The organism is Maribacter aquivivus (assembly GCF_900142175.1).
Lineage (GTDB): Bacteria > Bacteroidota > Bacteroidia > Flavobacteriales > Flavobacteriaceae > Maribacter > Maribacter aquivivus.
This window is the reverse complement of sequence record NZ_FQZX01000001.1, coordinates 1,044,089-1,062,094: the sequence shown is the minus strand read 5'-3', so window position 1 is coordinate 1,062,094 and position 18,006 is coordinate 1,044,089. Positions and strand designations below refer to the sequence as shown.

Genomic DNA, 18,006 nt, shown 5'->3' with positions numbered 1-18,006 from the left:
TTAAACAGTTTGAGGTTGGTTAATACTATAGAAATAGAAGTCCTCTAAATTATTGGCAACTTCTTCAAACCCTTCGCCTGGCACGCCTTCTGCATATACATTTATATATAGGTTACCACTACGTAAATAAGTAGATAACACGTTATATTCTGACTGGTATTTTTCAACTTCTTCCTTAGCAATATTTTTACGAAATACTTTGTTATTTAATGTATTAGAGAGTTCTAAAGGATGACCTTGCACCACTACACTACCCTCATTAAATACTGCCATATTTGTACATAAGTTAATTACATCATCTACAATATGTGTTGATAATATTACTACGGCATCCTCGCCTAGTTCACTTAATAAATTATGAAAACGGTTACGTTCTAATGGATCAAGACCAGCAGTTGGCTCATCTACAATAATCAGTTTAGGGTTACCTATCAATGCTTGCGCTATACCAAAGCGCTGTCTCATACCACCGGAGTAATCACCAAGATTACGCTTACGGAATTTGTAGAGGTTTACTTTATTCAATAAATCGGCTACATATGCCTTACGATCCGTTTTACTTTGAATACCCTTAATTTTTGCGATGTGATTTAGCATCATCTCTGCAGATACTTTTGGGTAGACTCCAAAATCTTGAGGTAAATACCCCAATACTTTTCTAATCTCATCGGGTTCTGCGAAAACATCGATATCGTTAAATTCAATATGACCACTATCTGCCTGTTGTAAGGTAGCAATAGTTCTCATTAAAGAAGACTTGCCTGCCCCATTAGGACCAAGTAAGCCGAACATACCGGTACCAATTTCTAGGTTAACATTGTTTAAGGCTTTTGTACCGTTTGGGTACGTTTTATTCAAATTTGTTATCGAAAGCATATATTAATCGGTTTTCAAGGTTAGTATTCAGATGTCTAATACGTGTCTAAAATTTTCAAAAAGTTACATCAGGAGGTAAGAAATTTATTTATAGCATATAATTTCACCTACAAAATAGCGGTAATTATTCTTATTCTCAGTCCAATTCAAATCAATTAAAAAATAAAGTCATATAAATTGGAAAAAGAGCATTTTAATAGCATCCTCTTAACTTTATAAAAAAAATTAAACCAAGTGCCGCTATAACCTATCATTGCTCTTCTTTTATACAATCTTGAAAACCTTCTAAAACTCCTGTTGTTACAAACGCCAGGTATATTTGTGTAATAAAATTAATTGAACTTTTATATCAAGAATCATTTATCCGCTACCGCATAAAAATAAGCAACAACGGCTGTAGCAATTATTCAAATTCACCTATTTTTGTATAACTTCAAGATACATATGCTTTGATGAAGTAAAGTCTAGACTTTGCGGACAAAAAGCAATAAAGCGTTTGAATCTAAATATTCCGGTATGGCAAAAAAAGGCAAGGCTAAAAATACAGTGAACAAAGCAAAGCATGCCAAGCTAATGGATAGGAAGAAGAACAAATTGAAAAAGGAAGCAGCGCTTCGAAAAGAACGATTGAAAAGTATTATCAGAAAAAGTAAGGAATCTGAATAAATATTGAAAAAATAGAATTATGTACCCACTTATTAGAAATAGAAGACTTAGAAGTTCAGAAGCTATACGTAGTTTAGTAAGAGAAACTATAATTTCGCCAAGTGATTTTTTAGTCCCACTTTTCGTAGTAGAAGGTAAAGGTATTAAAGAGGAAATCGCCTCAATGCCTAACTATTACCGCCTAAGTCTTGACAACCTTACAAAAGAGGTAAAGGAACTTTGGAAAATGGGCTTACGTTCCGTTTTATTATTTGTAAAAGTACCTGATAATCTAAAGGATAATCAGGGTTCTGAAGCTTTAAATGAAAACGGATTAATGCAATTAGCCATTAAAACGGTTAAAAATGCATGTCCAGAAATGCTGGTAATGACAGATGTTGCCTTAGACCCCTACTCTTCTTACGGTCATGACGGTATTGTTGCTGACGGACAGATTCTTAATGATGAAAGTGTAGAGGTTCTAGCAGAAATGAGTGTATCTCATGCCAAAGCTGGTGCAGATTTTGTTGCCCCTAGCGATATGATGGATGGTAGAATACTCAGCATTCGTGAAGCTTTAGAAGATGAAGGTTATACTAATACAGGCATTATGGCGTATAGCGCTAAATATGCCAGTGCTTTTTACGGTCCGTTTAGAGATGCGCTAGATTCCGCTCCTGTAGATATTAAAAATGTACCTAAGGATAAAAAAACGTACCAGATGGATTTCGCCAATAGATTTGAAGCTATTCGTGAAACACAAATGGACATTGAAGAAGGTGCAGATATTGTTATGGTAAAACCAGGACTTTGCTATCTTGATATTGTTCGTGAAATTAAAAATGAAGTTGATGTGCCAGTTGCCGTTTATCAAGTTTCTGGCGAATATGCCATGGTAAAAGCTGCTGCCGAAAAAGGATGGTTAGATCATGATGCGGTAATGATGGAACAGCTAATTGCAATTAAAAGAGCAGGTGCAAATATCATCGCCAGTTACTTCGCAAAAGACGTTGTAAAACTCTTAGGATAAATACAGTCTCTATTAAATTGAATGAATAAATTATTTTTTATACTCTTTGGTTTATTAAGTGGCATTCTTGCTTCACAAGAACCTGTAACCAAAACATTATTGCTTCCGGTTGGTTCTAGTTTACAAGAATCTTCATTGGCGCATTATGGGTTAGATTCTCTTTATATAAATCACAAAGTAGATAGTATTGTAACAACTGGTATAAAAAATAATGCATTCCCAGGTGCTCAGGTGTTAATAGCCAAAGACGGGAATATTATTTTTCATGAAGCATATGGCTTTCACACCTATGATAGTATTCAACCAGTTGCATTAAATGATATTTATGATTTAGCATCTGTTACCAAAATTTTAGGTCCGCTGCCTGCAATTATGAAATTGGTAGATGAAGGCAAGCTAGATTTAGATGTACCTTTTAGTACCTATTGGAAACCTTGGAGAAGACAGAAAGGCAAAGCAGCTATTACGCTTCGCGAGATTTTAGCCCACCAAGCGGGTCTTGAACCTTACATTGTTTTTCTCAGGGAGACTTTAAAAAATAACGGTCGGTTTAAAAAGAGGTTCATCCGCAGTACATCTAATAACAGATTTAGCAATGAAGCTTTTGAAGGTATCTATGTAAAAAATAGATTCAACCGAAAAATGTACCGAATCATAAATCGTTCTGAAGTTTCTGCAGAGAAAAAATATAAATATTCCGGACTCACATTTCTTATTTTTCCTGAGCTCATTACTCAAATTACTGGTGTTCCGTATGCAGATTATATGGAACAAGAATTTTACAAACCACTTGGTATGAAAACCTTTGGTTTTCTACCGAGCCACAAAAATTTCAAGAATAAAATAGTACCCACAGAAGTAGATACAATTTACAGACATACGCTAACCCAAGGTTGGGTACATGATGAAAACGCATCTTTATTAGGCGGAATTTCTGGTAACGCAGGGTTGTTTGGCAATGCAGATGATCTGGCAATTATTATGCAACTGTTTGTGCAAAACGGCCATTATGCCGGCAAGCAATACATCGCTGAAAATACCATTAAAGAATTTTCAAAAGTTCAATATCCCAATAACGATAACAGAAGAGGTTTAGGTTTTGACAAGCCTTATTTAGAAAATAATACCTTTAAAATTGCTGATGCGTACCCTGCACCAGAAGTTAGCGCTACCAGTTTTGGGCATAGCGGTTTTACCGGTACTTTTGTTTGGGCAGATCCAGAAAACAAATTAGTTTATATTTTTCTTTCAAATAGAGTGTATCCTACGAGAGAAAATCGCAATATTTACAATCTTAATATACGTTCATCCATTCAACAACTATTTTATCAAGCATTTGATAATTCAAAACAGCAATAACCTTAGTATTTTTATTAATATCTTAGATTCATAAAACAACCCTATGGGCTTACTACTTTTTTACGCGTTTATTTCTATTTTCTTCTCTTTTCTGTGTTCTATACTAGAAGCAGTGTTATTGAGCATTACCCCAACTTTCATAAATGTAAAAATGAAAGAAGGTCATGCGTATGCAAAAACACTAGAAGCACTTAAAAAAGATGTTGACCAACCTTTAATTGCCATTTTAACTATAAATACAATTGCCCACACGGTTGGTGCAATTTTAGTAGGTGTACAAGCCAAAGTTGCTTATGCCGAATTATATGGTAGCGAAACCAAATCTATACTAGGTATAACCTTTACGGAAGATTTAATGGTAGGTGTGGTTTCTACTATTATGACCATTCTTATTTTAGTGGCATCTGAAATCATCCCTAAAACAATTGGTGCAACATATTGGAAACAACTAGCTAATTTCTCTACCAAAGCTTTGAATATTATGGTTTTGGGCTTAAAATATACGGGGCTGTTATGGTTGCTACGCCTTTTTACCAAAATGGTAGGCGGTGGCAAACACCACGGTAGCGTTTTAAGTCGCGAAGATTTTCATGCAATGACAGATATGGCACATGAAGAAGGGGTTTTTGAAAAATCTGAATCTACTATCATTAAGAACCTTTTAAAGTTCGATGAAGTTTTGGTAAAAGATATTATGACGCCAAGAGCGGTAATGAAAGTTACTTCTGAGAAAAAAACAATAGCCGAGTTCTTTGCAGACAATCCAAAATTGCGTTTTTCAAGAATTCCTGTGTATACTGATAATATGGATAATATTACCGGTTTTGTTTTAAAGGATAATGTGCTTGAAGAAATGATCGATCAGAACGGAGACATTCCACTGAAAGATATTAAACGCGAAATTTTAGTTACGCGTAGAAGTACGCCAATACCCACCTTATTTGAAATATTCATTGAAAAACGTGAAGCAATTGCGTTGGTTGTTGATGAATATGGTTCTGTAAGTGGTATTGTAACTATGGAAGATGTTATTGAAACCCTTTTAGGGCTCGAAATAATGGACGAGAGCGACAATGTTGCCGATTTGCAGAGTCTTGCTCGTAAAAATTGGGAAAAACGCGCTCAGGCGACGGGAGTGATCGAAAAGCCAACGTCACCAGACGAATAAATAGTCAAATACCAACATGGACGATGTTGCTTACATACATACACCCTTAGGCGTTGCCAAAATTATGGGCGACACTGACGGCCTTACCGCTATAACCGTTTTAAATTCTGATGAACCCCTTACCGATGTTATCCCAGAATCTTTAGAAGATGCCGTTTATCAATTAAACGAATATTTTGAAGGCGCAAGAACACAGTTCGATTTAAAATTAAACCCCGAGGGAACAACATTTCAAAAGAAGGTTTGGGTAGAGTTGCAAAACATACCTTACGGAAAATCGAAGTCTTATTTAGAGCTTGCAAAATTATTGGGTGACCCCAATGCAACCAGAGCTGCCGCATCTGCAAATGCTCGGAATCCATTGTGGATCGTGGTGCCTTGCCACAGAGTTATTGGTACCGATGGTTCACTTACAGGCTACGCTGGCGGATTGCATAGAAAACAGTGGTTATTGAACCATGAGAGTCCGTTTAAACAGCAAAGTTTGTTCTAAAACAACTACTTTACCCGTCTAAAAAACAAACTACTTGGTTTGTTTCCTTTCAAAATTCCCCTTTATACATCATACACCTTGCATTTTACCGATACAATTGCGGTTGCTGTCGTTACTATCCTGAACTCTCCACACATTTAAACTGTAAAAAACCGACTACTTGGTTGGTTCGATATTTATAGGGTAATTCTCTTATTGGTTATACTTCTGGGTAATTAATTCAATGAAATTTATGATGATTATGGTTTTCCGTAATGGAAAGTTAGATGATAATTGTAGGTTTATTCTTTAGTGGTATATTAGCTAGGTACGCTAACCATTAAAACAAGAAATAAACGTACCCTGGTACGTTTATACGTACGTTAGCCAACATAATAATAAACAATGAAAATCACACTTCAAGGAGAATATAAATCATTAAAAGATTTAGAGAGTGATGACTTGAACAAATTCACAGTCATTACTGGTAAAAATGGTAGTGGAAAAAGCCAATTACTCGAACTAATTAAACTAAAATCTGAGAATAAACTTGACCCATTATTAACATTTACTCTTCCAGATGGAATTAATAAAATTCAAGTAGAAGGAATTGAAAATAGAAACTTAACTATTCTTAATAATCAAAGTTGGAAAAATAAATTAAAACCATTTGTAGATGACTTTTTAGCACAAGGGATTAACTCTCGTCTTTTTTTTAAGTTGATGATGGATAAAAACGTTAGGCTTGATAGACTACCTAACAACGATATTTTTCAGGCGATTACAGATGTGCCGAGAGACGAATTAGAAAAACTATTAACTGATTCGTTAAAAGAGTTTGAACCTCAATTTTTTAATTCCCAACGAAATATTCAACAAATTGCCAGTAGGTTTATTCGACCACAGTATTTATCAAGACACAAAACCACATTGGTTGCCAAATTTGTCTCTGAATTCAAGAATAAAGACATCTCGGAATTAAATGAAGCTGATTTTTATTTGGCTCCAATTCCAGAGTTTTTCTTTGATAACACTCATCTATTTAGCTCTCAATTAGAATATATATTCTACACTTATGCTAAACGCAGAGATTTAAATAACAGACAATTTTTTGACAAACAACAATATGGAGATCAAAATAATTCAGATTCTGATGATGATTTCATTGAAAAATTCCCAGCACCTTGGGAGAAAATGAATTCAATTTTAACACGTCATGGAATTGAGTTTCAATTTAGAGGAATAAATCGTCAAGAATTTTCTATAGATACAGACGTAAAAATTGAATTGGTTAAGTCATCTATTGATAAAAGCATTGAATTCCAACATTTATCTTCAGGAGAAAAAGTAATTATCGGACTAATAATCAAGCTATTTACAAGTGAGTTCTACAAAGAAAATCTTGAATTCCCTGATATGATTGTTCTTGATGAACCTGATGCCAACTTACATCCGGAAATGTCTAAATTATTAATAGATGTTTTAAATGGAACATTTGTAAATGGTTTAGGAATTAATGTGATTTTCACTACACATTCACCATCTACCATAGCGCTTTGCCCTGAAGAATCAATTTACCAATTGCAAAATACTCCTGATTCCAAATTGTTTAAAATCGACAAGGACAATGCGCTTAAACTTTTAACGGGATTCATCCCTACACTTTCAATCGATTACAAAAGTCATAAGCAAATATTCGTAGAAAGTCCAACTGATAGGTATTATTTTCAGACAATCTTCGATAGATTAAACCTAGAGAAATCATATCCATTTAAATTGTATTTTATATCAAACGGATATGGAAAGGGGAATTGTCAGCAGGTGAAAGATATTGTTGATGCAATTCGGCAATCCGACAATGCAACATGTTACGGTGTTATCGACTGGGACTTAAAAAATAATTCTACTGAATTCATTTTGGTTCATGGTGAAAACTCTCGCTATAATATTGAAAATTATGTTTATGATCCCGCATATTTAATGATATTGTTCATGGAAATGAATGCACTGAATGTTAGGGGTTCTATAGGTTTAGACATTTCATTTAATGAATACACTTTAGGTTCAGATCAAGACTTATTACAAAAATCTATAGACTGGTTTTTTGAAACATATTATGAAAAGTTTAATGTACCTCAAGAACAGAAAGACGCTAAGCGTGAGGTTGAATACTATAGTGGAGTTAAGGCAATGATTCCAGAATGGTATCTCGATTTTCAAGGTCATGATCTAGAAGTAAAACTTAAAGAAGCCTTTATAGCGTTACAAAAATTCCGTAATGAAGGTGATCTTCAAAAAGAGCTTACTATAATTTCAGCCAAATGCTATCCAATGATACATATGGATACGGTTAAATTAATGGAAGAAATAATAAACGTTGGCTAACATGGTGCATAGTGCATACCCTTCGGTATACGCACCATACACAATACGTTGTGTGTAATGCAAAAAAAATCCGTTAGAAAAGAATGGCAAATGAGAAAATAAATACAAATATTCAATGTCAGAATATTGCACCAATTGAGAATTTGACGAGATTAATTTCTTCTAACTCGCTTAAAATAGGTGTTTTTGCTAATAACGGAAGTGGAAAGACATTTATTAGTCGACTTTTTAGACTTACTGAAAACACGAATGAACTACAACTTGAAAAAGAAATTAGTCCTACAGACAAATTAATTACAATTGGAAAATCAAGTAGTAATTTTTCTTTTTCGATAATTGACAAAAAAGGGATAACGCAAGAAGATTTTAAAATTGAATTAAAGAAAGGAGTTATTCCAAATATTCCTAAAACTAAATATACTTATCATACATTTAATCAAGATTATGTTGAAGAGAACATAAGTGCATTGAGTTATGAAAAAGATAGTGAAATTGAAGGTTTTATACTTGGGAAAATAAATATTGACCTAAAAGAAGATGAAGAAAAATTATCCAAAATAGAAAAAGAAGGTTCTGAATTAAATGAACAAATAAAAATTGAGTTAGAAAAATATGTTGAGGAAAACGTAAGTAATATTCAAAATATTAAAAGATTAGGAGATTATAAAATACTTGAATTTCAAAATATCTTTAACGGAATACAAAAAGACAAATATCCAATCTCAAAAACATTTGATGAACTAATTGAAGATTACAACAAAATTAAATCTGTTCCTGAAAATTTAGACGATATAAAACAAATTGAAGAACTAAAATTAGATTTAAACTTACTAAATATAATTAAAGAGAATTGTTTTAAAGAATATAGTTTAAGTGAGTTGGCAAAAGAATTTAAAGACAAAATAAAAGACAAACAAGTTTTTATTGAAACAGGTATTAGTTTACTCGATTCTGAAAAAAAAGATTGTCCTTTTTGCGAACAAACTTTGGAAAAAGATGCTTTAAATTTAATAGATAATTACACAACTTACTTAAATGATGTTGAAGCAAATACAATAAAGCTATTTAAAGAATACGAAAATACTCTTGAAGAATATATAACTACACTTACAAATATTGAAATTCAGAATACGAAAAGAATAAATGAATTTAATAAATATAAGACCAAATACATTCCATCAAGTGAAGATGTAGAATTGAATAGTTTAGATATTGAGATTTTAAAAAAACAAATTGAACTTATAATAGAAAACGTTCAAGAAAAAATTAAAAACATAAATAAATCAATTAATTTAACTGATGAACAACTTCAGAATTTAGAAAAATCAGAAACGATCTTTAATGGAGTTTTATCTTCTAACAATGAAGAAATTGAAGCTATCAATAAGAAAAAAGATAAGATTGGAGAAGAGAACAAATCAACACGAAAAGAGATTATTAAGTGTGCTTATAATAATTTGATTGACGAACACAAGAACAATATTGAAAGTGTAATAAAATTGAGAACTGAATGGAAATCTTTGAGTGATGAAATAAAGAAAAAGAGAGAACAACAAAAAGTAAGCAAAAAAGAAAAAGTAGCTTCTACAATAAAAACAGTTCTCAATTACTTTTTTGCTGGAAAGTATTCCTTGGATAAAGAAAATTTCAGATTAATATTCGACAAAAATACTCTTGAAAAAGACCAAGCAAAAAACATCTTAAGCGAAGGAGAAAAAAATATTGTTGCATTCGCTTACTTTATTGGAGATACTCACTTAAAAGTTGAAAGTGAGGACGATTATCAAAAACTTTTCTTTGTAATTGACGACCCAATTTCAAGTATGGACTTTTCACACGTTTATACTTTGTGCGGAGTTATAAGAGATATTTCAAAAATTATAGATAAGCTGAAACGTGAAAGATTCCTAATCTTGACACACAATAATGATTTTATGCGAGTTTTAGCATCAAATAATATTATTGATAAAAAATTACTTCTGAAAAAAGGAGAACTCATAGATTTCAACAATAACTTAACTGTTCCTTACATAAATCATTTAATGGATATTTATGAAATTTGCAGAAAAAATGGAATTCCTACACATACGACTGCAAACTCAATTAGACATATAATTGAAACACTAACAAAGTTTGAAAAGATTGATATCACAGGAGAAAGTATTGCCGAATATATAAAAGAAAATATTAAAGACGACACTAAATCATACACACTAATCAATGACCTATCTCACGGAGGTTGGAGAACCGAACAAGCACCAATTACTGATGAAGATTACACTGAAATATGTGAAACAATAGTAAAACATATTGAAACTAAATATATTGGGCAAGTTGAATATTGTAAGAAGATATGTAAATAAAGCACTCCACACAACAAAGAACTGAGGTAAAAAACAAACAAATTCTTCTTTAAACTGAGACAATATTATTCTAGGCTCATAGATTCAAAAAACAGATTCTTTGAGACAAAATCAATAAACACAATGAGTTCATAACCAAGTTTTATAACTTTACAATGAGAAAACTTCAATGCTATCTTTTTATTCTTTTGCCCATTCTAGCATTTTCGCAAGCACCTGAAATACCAAAAATTGACTTTAAATCTAATGCAGAAGAAGTACACAGGTATGTTGAGTTATTTGGCTTGAAAGATGCAGACGCATTGGTGGTTCGCCTCGCCTACTCCATACTGCCACATATAGAACCAGAATCAGATTATATCGTTTACTTCAATAACGGTAAGGTAAGGCGCTACAGAATTAATGAGTCCGCCCAACCAATGGCTTCCCCTAAAATAAAGAGGATACGTGTTCAGAAAAAAAAGAGTTCAGAGTATTGGGCATTTTTGAATCTCTGTGTTAGTGAAGGAAAATTCAATATAGATCAAAGTCAATTAGCGACCTTAGGAGAAAAAGCGAACTCATGGAAAAAAGCCATAAGTAGTGGACAAACCTATACTTTCGGTTTATACCAAGGCGAAAATTATACAGAATATAAGAGCTTTTTACCCTCAATGTTCACGGATGAAGAATATCCGGGATACGAAGATAAACGTAAGTTAATCTATGTGATGGAAGGCTTTAAAACTCTCACTGAAGACTAGTACATGTTTGTTCCTTTTTAAAACTATGAAGTCATCTAGTACTTGGCATTAAGGGTTATAAAACAGCACAGCAAACAGTGGTTATTGAACCATGAGAGTCCGTTTAAACAGTAAAATTTGTTCTAAAACAGCTACTTTTCCCAACCAAAAAACAAACCACTTGGTTTGTTTAGTACCTAAAACATCATTCTACCTTCGTAATCTTTGCATTTTGTCGATACAATTGCGATTGCTGTCGTTACTTCCCAGAACTCTCCACTCATTTTAGCAGTACAAAACAGACTGGTTGGTTGGTTTGTTATTTTAAGGGAAATCTCTTTTGAGAGCTATTAATTACAAATTAGTTCCACATAATTTATAGCGATTATGGTTTTCCATAATAGAATGTAAGATGTAAATTGTAGGTTTATTCTTAAATAGTATATTAGTGACTAACAAATTAACAATTACATATAACCCTCAATATTTGGGAATATGTGCAATTGTGCACATATACAATAGTTGTGTGTAATATATAAAAAATATAAAAGTAAACATATAACTACTTTAAATTATTTATTTGTAATTATATTGTTACCTTTGTTGCTTACATTAATTTTCATAATATGAATTGGCACCAAAGATTTAAAGAAATGAAAGAAGGATTAGGTTATACTAATTCTGATATTGCAGACATTACTGGAAATACTTCTGATAGTATAAAGTCATCTACTCAACCCAATAAGGATTTACCACGATGGTTGAAATTAGCAATCGTTATTTACGAAACAACTAAAAGCAAATCGGAAACTGCTGAAATGTTAAAGAAAAAATCAAAAAAAGATGTTTTCAATTTTATCAGAAGTAGACTTTCTTTTAATGAAAAACTTATTAGTCAATTAAGGCATACTAATAATGAAAAAATGAATAAAGAACATCGAAGATTTGAGATGTCAGGTTATGAAAATAATAAAGGAGAATGTACACTTCATAATTTAAGTATTGTAAATGAATTTGCGGATTTAGGAATTTATGATTTTACATCGTACTTATTTTTAGATTTTCACAAAGGGTCCCCAACATTGCATATGAAATATTTCTATGAGAATGAGAATTTAGAATTAGATTATAGTGGTTATGGAACAACTGAAATTATATATGAAATATTTGAAAAAACAATTTTTACGGATAAAAGGACAAGACGAAGAGGTTAAAAAACACACGCAGTAACGGCTAAACATTATGCAATAAAACTACACACAACAAAACCTCCTATGAAAAGCCTTAGTCCAGTTTCTTAAAGTTAATTAATATTTTCTTTTTTGCCTTAAACCACCTTTTTTTCTTTTAATATAACTTGCTCGTACTCCTATGTGTGATCGGTTCGAAACTTGAAACGTCACCGGCATCTGTATGATTATAAATTATAATAAAACCGGTCACTTGCTAAAAATGTGATCCTAAATAGTACAGGTCACGGGTTTTGTTTTGTGATACGGTTCTCACTACTATATTAGAGCTTTGTTATGATTTTTATTTTATTAGTTTTTCTACTTATTATTCAATGACCCCAATGGTATATGGAACTTCTGTTTTAATTACCGCCAAGGTTCTACTCAGTAGCTTTCTAGCTACTTTGACAATGATACTTTTTACGTTCTTGCCTTGATGTTTACGATAGTAGGCCTGCATTACGGGGTCTGCACGTATCGCTTGCCAAGATGCCTCTACAAAATAACTTCTCAATAAGCGGTTTGCACGTGGGGTCATTCCCATTGTCCTTTGACTGTTTCCGCTTTGATACATACTTGGTGCCAGACCTACGTAACCTGCCAAATGTTTAATGTTGTTGAAACGTCTTAAATCCCCTAGTTCACATAATATGCCACAGGCCACGATACCTCCGATACCAGGTATACTTCTCAGTAATAGATAATCCTTCTTATAATTCACTTTACAGTACCTTCTTAGTTGTGTGGACACATCGCGAAGCTCTTGGTCCACAAAACGGAAGAAACGCATTCTACTCTCTAATGTGGCCTTCGCCGTTGGGTACTCGAACATGATATCATCTAACCAATTTCTGTACTTATGGCTCCAATGGTCATTGTCGAACTCTTCAGGTTCCCTGATTCCGAAATACAACAATTGCATCTTTATATAGCTCTTGATCCTTCTGAAATCCTTTACAAGGTCATTTCTGCGTCTGAACAGACTACGAAGTTCTTCACGTTTCCTGTCCGGCACTATGATACTCTGCAATCGGTTATCCTTCAACTCTCTCGCTATCAACTGCGCATCTATCTTATCGGTCTTGGTATGTTTCTCTTTGCCCTTTCTATGAATGTCTGCTGGATTGACTACCAGACTTCGCCAGCCGTAACTCTCAAAACAACGATGAGCGTGGTAACCGCAACAACCAGCTTCATAAGCTACGGTAACTTCATACTCCTTGAAATGTTTTGAAACATAACTATGTAATTGCTTTGGGTCGGGCGACATACTGAAAGACTTACCGGCGAACAGATCTGTTGCACAATGTACTTTCCAACTTCGTTTGTGAATATCGATACCAATGTATAACTTCGGGCAAGCAGTTTGTTGAGTGTTCATATCTTATTGTTTTAGAGAACTTTAAAGATACTCGACTTGCTGCTTTTTCATCGATGCTATAAAAAATAAGGGCTTCGGGCTTAATCGAAAGGTTTGTGTATTTTTATGATGTCCGCAAAATCTTTGGGATTTTGCTTTAAACAATAAAAGAAAAAACAAAACAAAAAGATTTTGCTATGTGCATGGCGGAAAGTAAACGCTAGTTTACTCCCTTACTTTTCATAGCTCAGGCGTTCTCATCAATTTTGAAAAATGCAAATATTTAGAGACTTTTTAGATAATTATGATTCCAACGATGATTTAAAAAAAGTGTCTTCATCTGACGTTGCAAAACTAGAAAGTGAATTTAACATCTACTTACCTAACGATTTTAAAATATTCTTAGTGGACTACGGTACTCCATGGACGCCAGATATTCTTAATATTATAGTAGACAATGAAATAGACTTAAATGATGTTCAAAATTTTTGGAGTATTGAAAATATAATTCTGGACAAAAAAAGTGAATGGACTTCTAAAATCTTAACGGGCATAATTCCATTTGGTTCCGACTGTATGGGTAGTATTTATGGATTCTTAACGCTGGACCTAAAAGAAAAAAAGGAAAGTGTTCCTGTTTACTTTTTTGACCATGACTTTGATACTGTTACTAAAGTTGCTGAGTCTTTTTCTGAATGGATTGACCAATTCATCCGAATAAAAACTGATGACAACAAATCCTAAGCGTAATGCGAACTTTAAGGCAAAACCGAAAGGTCTGTGTATATTTATAAAGTCGCTAAATCTTATAGATTTAGCTTTGAAAAAAAAAAGAAGCGAAACAAAAAGCTTTAGCTTAAGCGTTATCAAACTGCAAATAAAAGATGATATTAAAAAGAATTTTATTGATAGTTATTTTTGGAGTGGTATTCTTAGGTTGCGAAACTGACTCGCTACCTTGTGAAGAAGGGTATATAGAATTACCAGGTGAAAATGGACCTGTTTGCGTGCCTGAAGGAGAGGTAAGAGCTATTGACTTGTTAATACCCTAAGTTCAAATAAACGATAAATAATATGCTGGTTAAAAATACCATTTCTAGTGAAGATCTTGAAACCATTAAAAAGTGTAAAGCTTCAATGGAGAATATAGGTTGGGCAATAAAAGGAGTTAATATTGTTGGAAACTCTTTAGAAACAGGAGCTAGATTTATTCCTGAAAAAGCGTTAAATATCCTTCAAAAATCTACAGAAAAAATATTATTGGGCTTATTAAAGGCTAATCTACTTACCATTTCAAAAAACAAACAGTTAAAAGAACCTTCTAGTATTACGTATAAAGCTATAGTAATTGGCTCAGGAACAGTTGGTGGTTTTTTTGGTTCCACTACGGGCATTGGAACAGCCATTTTCGCTTCTGAAATGACCATTACCACGAAGTATATTTTACGTAGTATTATGGATATAGCTAGAAGCCAGGGAGAGGATATTTATTCCCTTGAAGGGCAAATGCAATGTATGGAAGTATTTGCGATAGGAGGCAAATCAAAAGATGATGATGGTTTGGATACAAGCTATTATGTAGCACGCGCTGCTTTGTCATCAACTTTAAAGAATCTTACTTCGGCTAGTTTACAAGCGGCTATTAAGACTGCTGCAAATAGTTCTGTTGTTTTTGGTTCTAGTGCTTTGAATAAATTCATCTCCCAAATAGCAGCGAGATTTAGTGTTTTAATTAGTGAGAAGTTTATGGCACAAGCAGTTCCAATTGCGGGAGCACTTGGTGGCGGTTCTATGAACTTTATTTTTATCAATCATTTTCAGAAAATGGCTACTTCACACTTTACACTAAGAAGGTTGGAGCGCAAATATGGTGAAGATGCTGTGAGAAAGGCATATTCAAAAATCTAAAATAGCTCTAAGAATAATAATAAATTGGAAGATGAACTTCCCACTCAAAAACAAACCACTTGGTTTGTTAAGCGCCTAAAAAACCTATTTAACTCAACACTCTTTGCACTTTGTCGATACAATTGGAATTTCCGTCGCTATTTTCAGTGACTTACTACACATTACAGCAGTAAATGACCGACTACCTGGTCGGTTTCTTGTTTTAAGGCAATTTATCTTCTGAGTGCTATTAATAACTTATAATACACAGTTTGTACGTTTCTTTTCAAACAAAATATACTTACCGAATAGTAAAGAACGCTCTCTTTTATTCTTTCTAATTAATAATTAAAATCACCTATTTCAGTAGAAATAAAACTTAAGCTGTAAAAAATATATGGCTGGTGTTTTGCTAAAACAAACACGCAAATTTCTACATATATAAACTTATCACACTACACTGACTAAAGTCATACTTTATTATTTGAACTAGAACTAGTTTTGTTTAACATAAAGTACAATAACACGACAAGGAATCTAATTAATTGCTTGATTCTGAGTTTTTCAGAAAATCCTACAGATTTCTTTAAGGTCGGGTTTGTTCTTACAAGATTAGTCGCAAAACAATCGAAATTTAAACTGCCACTTCTCTTAAATATAGTAACACTTTAATCAACAAAATTTTAAATTATGAAGGATTCTAATATTTATTTAAACGGCTTAGGATTAAGTTCTTTATCAGTTGCTGTCTACTTAATTCAGAAAGCCGGTTTTAACCCAGAAAATATTCACATTTTTGAAAAAAACCCAGAGACTGATTTAGTTGGAGGGTCAATGGATGCATCTGTTAAAATGATCGACGGCAAACCTGTTTACCTTATGCGCGGAAGTCGCATGTACGAAGACAAAGTATATTGCTGCACCAAAGAATTATGGTCATTAATACCTTATGACGAACTTGGGTCTTGTTTGGACGACTATGAACGTAATGCTGCAGAATGCAATATGAACACTGTGGTTAGACTACTACATGCAAACGGTGAGAAAGATTCTGGACACGACCTTGGGTTAGGTACTACAGAAGCACTTCAAATGGCTAGATTAATAGAGATACCAGAATCAAAGATTCCAGCAGACGCTACAATCACCGACTACTTCAGCGAAGATTTTTTCAAAAGTAATTACTGGTACATGTGGCGTGCGCTATTTGCTTTTCAGCCATGGCACTCTGCGATAGAGATGAAACGTTACATGAAACTATTCTACCACCGTATGTCTGATATGGAGAAAATGACCTCTTTAGAACGTACACGTTACACAAACTACCACTCTTTCGTACTACCTGCTATTAAACTCATAACAAAGAAAGGGGTTAAAATACATTATAATACAAGTATTACTGATGTAGACTTCAAAGAAAATGATGGTAAACGTTGGGTAGAACGCCTACATTTAAGAAATGCAGAAGGTAAGACCTTAGATGCAATAGAGGTTAGACCAGAAGACAAAGCATTTTTGACAATCGGCTCAATTGTATCAAACTACTCTTATGGTTCTCATGATGAGCCTGTATCTACAACACCGGTAGAAAAACCAGGCGAAGCTTACGAATTATGGCAAAACATAGTAGCAAAACAAGCAGACCTAGGCAGACCAGACCGTTATTTACGTGACGTTTCACTTTCTAGAATGATGCACTTTACAGTAACTTTTAGAGGAAACCTTTTTGAAAGAAAATTTCAATGGTTAGTTGAACGACCAATGGGAGTACAAAGTCCCTTACCTCTAACACAATCTCCATGGATATTGCACGTACATACCTATCGTCAACCTTTTTTCCCCGGTCAAGCGGCGGATACTTGTGTAATTTGGGTTTCCGCATTAGGTGAGGATAATCTTGGTCAATTTGTAAAAAAACCAATGTACGAATGTACTGGAAAAGAAATTTTAGAAGAGCTTTTAGGGCATTTATGGGGAGATCTAAACGAGAGCGAAAAAACCGAACTTCTTGAAACATCTTACTGCGTACCTTGTAGGCTACCCTACGGCATCTCTCAGTTTCTACCTAGAACCGAAGGTGATAGACCACCTGTTGTACCTAAAGGCTCTCAAAATTTTGCGCTTCTAGGTCAATTTGTTGAAATACCAGACGGTATAGTTTTTACGACTGAATATAGTGTTCGTGGTGCTATATTAGCTATTAACCAATTAATAGACCCGTCTATTGAGCCTCCTGAAATGTACTTTGGTCAACACCATATATGGGATAACTTAAAAAATGCAAAAGCAATTTTAGGTTAACCACCTAAACTTTTTCTATCTTCAAATCAACGGTGTTTTTACCGTTGGTTTGAAGATTTCTCTTCTGAGTTTTATTAATGTCTAGTTAGTCTTATACAATTATAGCAATTGTAGTTTTCCGTGATAGAAAGTTACGAGCCAATTATGTATTTATTCTTTAGTGGTATATTAGTGACTAGACTAAAATAAACTATTACATATACTTA

General features: G+C 33.4%; 15 protein-coding genes. 13 read left to right on the top strand and 2 right to left on the bottom strand.

Annotated elements, in window-relative coordinates:
- Nucleotides 1-876, bottom strand: coding sequence for an ABC transporter ATP-binding protein (locus tag BUC31_RS04595; RefSeq protein WP_073241683.1), 876 nt, complete (start codon nt 874-876; stop codon nt 1-3).
- A 516-nt stretch (nt 877-1,392) separates the two neighbouring features.
- Between BUC31_RS04595 and BUC31_RS20270 the strand changes: the two genes are divergently transcribed.
- From BUC31_RS20270 to BUC31_RS04555, 9 genes are all read left to right on the top strand, one after another.
- Entirely contained in the window at nt 1,393-1,542 is a 150-nt protein-coding gene (locus BUC31_RS20270; RefSeq protein WP_170861926.1) for a hypothetical protein, read from the top strand.
- A 19-nt stretch (nt 1,543-1,561) separates the two neighbouring features.
- The gene (hemB, locus tag BUC31_RS04590; protein ID WP_073241681.1) at nt 1,562-2,551 is read left to right on the top strand and encodes a porphobilinogen synthase; all 990 of its coding nucleotides are present in this window, start codon (nt 1,562-1,564) and stop codon (nt 2,549-2,551) included.
- Between the two features lie 21 nt (nt 2,552-2,572).
- Entirely contained in the window at nt 2,573-3,910 is a 1,338-nt protein-coding gene (locus tag BUC31_RS04585; protein WP_073241679.1) for a serine hydrolase domain-containing protein, read from the top strand.
- A gap of 43 nt (nt 3,911-3,953) precedes the next feature.
- On the top strand, nt 3,954-5,078 hold the full coding sequence (locus BUC31_RS04580; RefSeq protein WP_073241677.1) for a CNNM domain-containing protein: 1,125 nt from the start codon (nt 3,954-3,956) through the stop codon (nt 5,076-5,078).
- Between the two features lie 16 nt (nt 5,079-5,094).
- Nucleotides 5,095-5,571 carry a methylated-DNA--[protein]-cysteine S-methyltransferase gene (locus BUC31_RS04575; protein WP_073241676.1) on the top strand — a complete coding sequence of 159 codons (477 nt, stop codon included), beginning with the start codon at nt 5,095-5,097 and terminating at the stop codon, nt 5,569-5,571.
- 384 nt (nt 5,572-5,955) lie between these two features.
- Complete coding sequence (locus tag BUC31_RS04570) at nt 5,956-7,935, top strand: AAA family ATPase (protein WP_073241674.1); 1,980 nt, start codon at nt 5,956-5,958, stop codon at nt 7,933-7,935.
- 83 nt (nt 7,936-8,018) lie between these two features.
- A complete protein-coding gene (locus BUC31_RS04565; RefSeq protein WP_073241672.1) occupies nt 8,019-10,298 on the top strand; it encodes an AAA family ATPase in 2,280 nt (759 codons plus the stop codon).
- A gap of 155 nt (nt 10,299-10,453) precedes the next feature.
- A complete protein-coding gene (locus BUC31_RS04560) occupies nt 10,454-11,041 on the top strand; it encodes a hypothetical protein (RefSeq protein ID WP_073241671.1) in 588 nt (195 codons plus the stop codon).
- A 605-nt stretch (nt 11,042-11,646) separates the two neighbouring features.
- On the top strand, nt 11,647-12,234 hold the full coding sequence (locus BUC31_RS04555; RefSeq protein ID WP_244534004.1) for a hypothetical protein: 588 nt from the start codon (nt 11,647-11,649) through the stop codon (nt 12,232-12,234).
- A gap of 343 nt (nt 12,235-12,577) precedes the next feature.
- Here the strand turns inward: BUC31_RS04555 and BUC31_RS04550 are convergent, their stop codons facing one another.
- Complete coding sequence (locus tag BUC31_RS04550; protein WP_073241669.1) at nt 12,578-13,633, bottom strand: IS110 family RNA-guided transposase; 1,056 nt, start codon at nt 13,631-13,633, stop codon at nt 12,578-12,580.
- A 252-nt stretch (nt 13,634-13,885) separates the two neighbouring features.
- Here BUC31_RS04550 and BUC31_RS04545 point away from each other — a divergent pair, with 252 nt between their 5' ends.
- The 4 genes from BUC31_RS04545 to BUC31_RS04530 all read left to right on the top strand — a co-directional run bounded on the left by BUC31_RS04545 (nt 13,886) and on the right by BUC31_RS04530 (nt 17,800).
- Nucleotides 13,886-14,356, top strand: a complete 471-nt coding sequence (locus BUC31_RS04545; RefSeq protein ID WP_073241667.1) for an SMI1/KNR4 family protein — start codon at nt 13,886-13,888, stop codon at nt 14,354-14,356.
- Between the two features lie 140 nt (nt 14,357-14,496).
- Complete coding sequence (locus BUC31_RS20265) at nt 14,497-14,664, top strand: hypothetical protein (RefSeq protein ID WP_170861925.1); 168 nt, start codon at nt 14,497-14,499, stop codon at nt 14,662-14,664.
- A 22-nt stretch (nt 14,665-14,686) separates the two neighbouring features.
- Nucleotides 14,687-15,520, top strand: a complete 834-nt coding sequence (locus BUC31_RS04535) for an EcsC family protein (RefSeq protein WP_073241664.1) — start codon at nt 14,687-14,689, stop codon at nt 15,518-15,520.
- Between the two features lie 669 nt (nt 15,521-16,189).
- On the top strand, nt 16,190-17,800 hold the full coding sequence (locus BUC31_RS04530; RefSeq protein WP_073241662.1) for an oleate hydratase: 1,611 nt from the start codon (nt 16,190-16,192) through the stop codon (nt 17,798-17,800).
- The last annotated feature ends 206 nt before the right edge of the window (nt 17,801-18,006 follow it).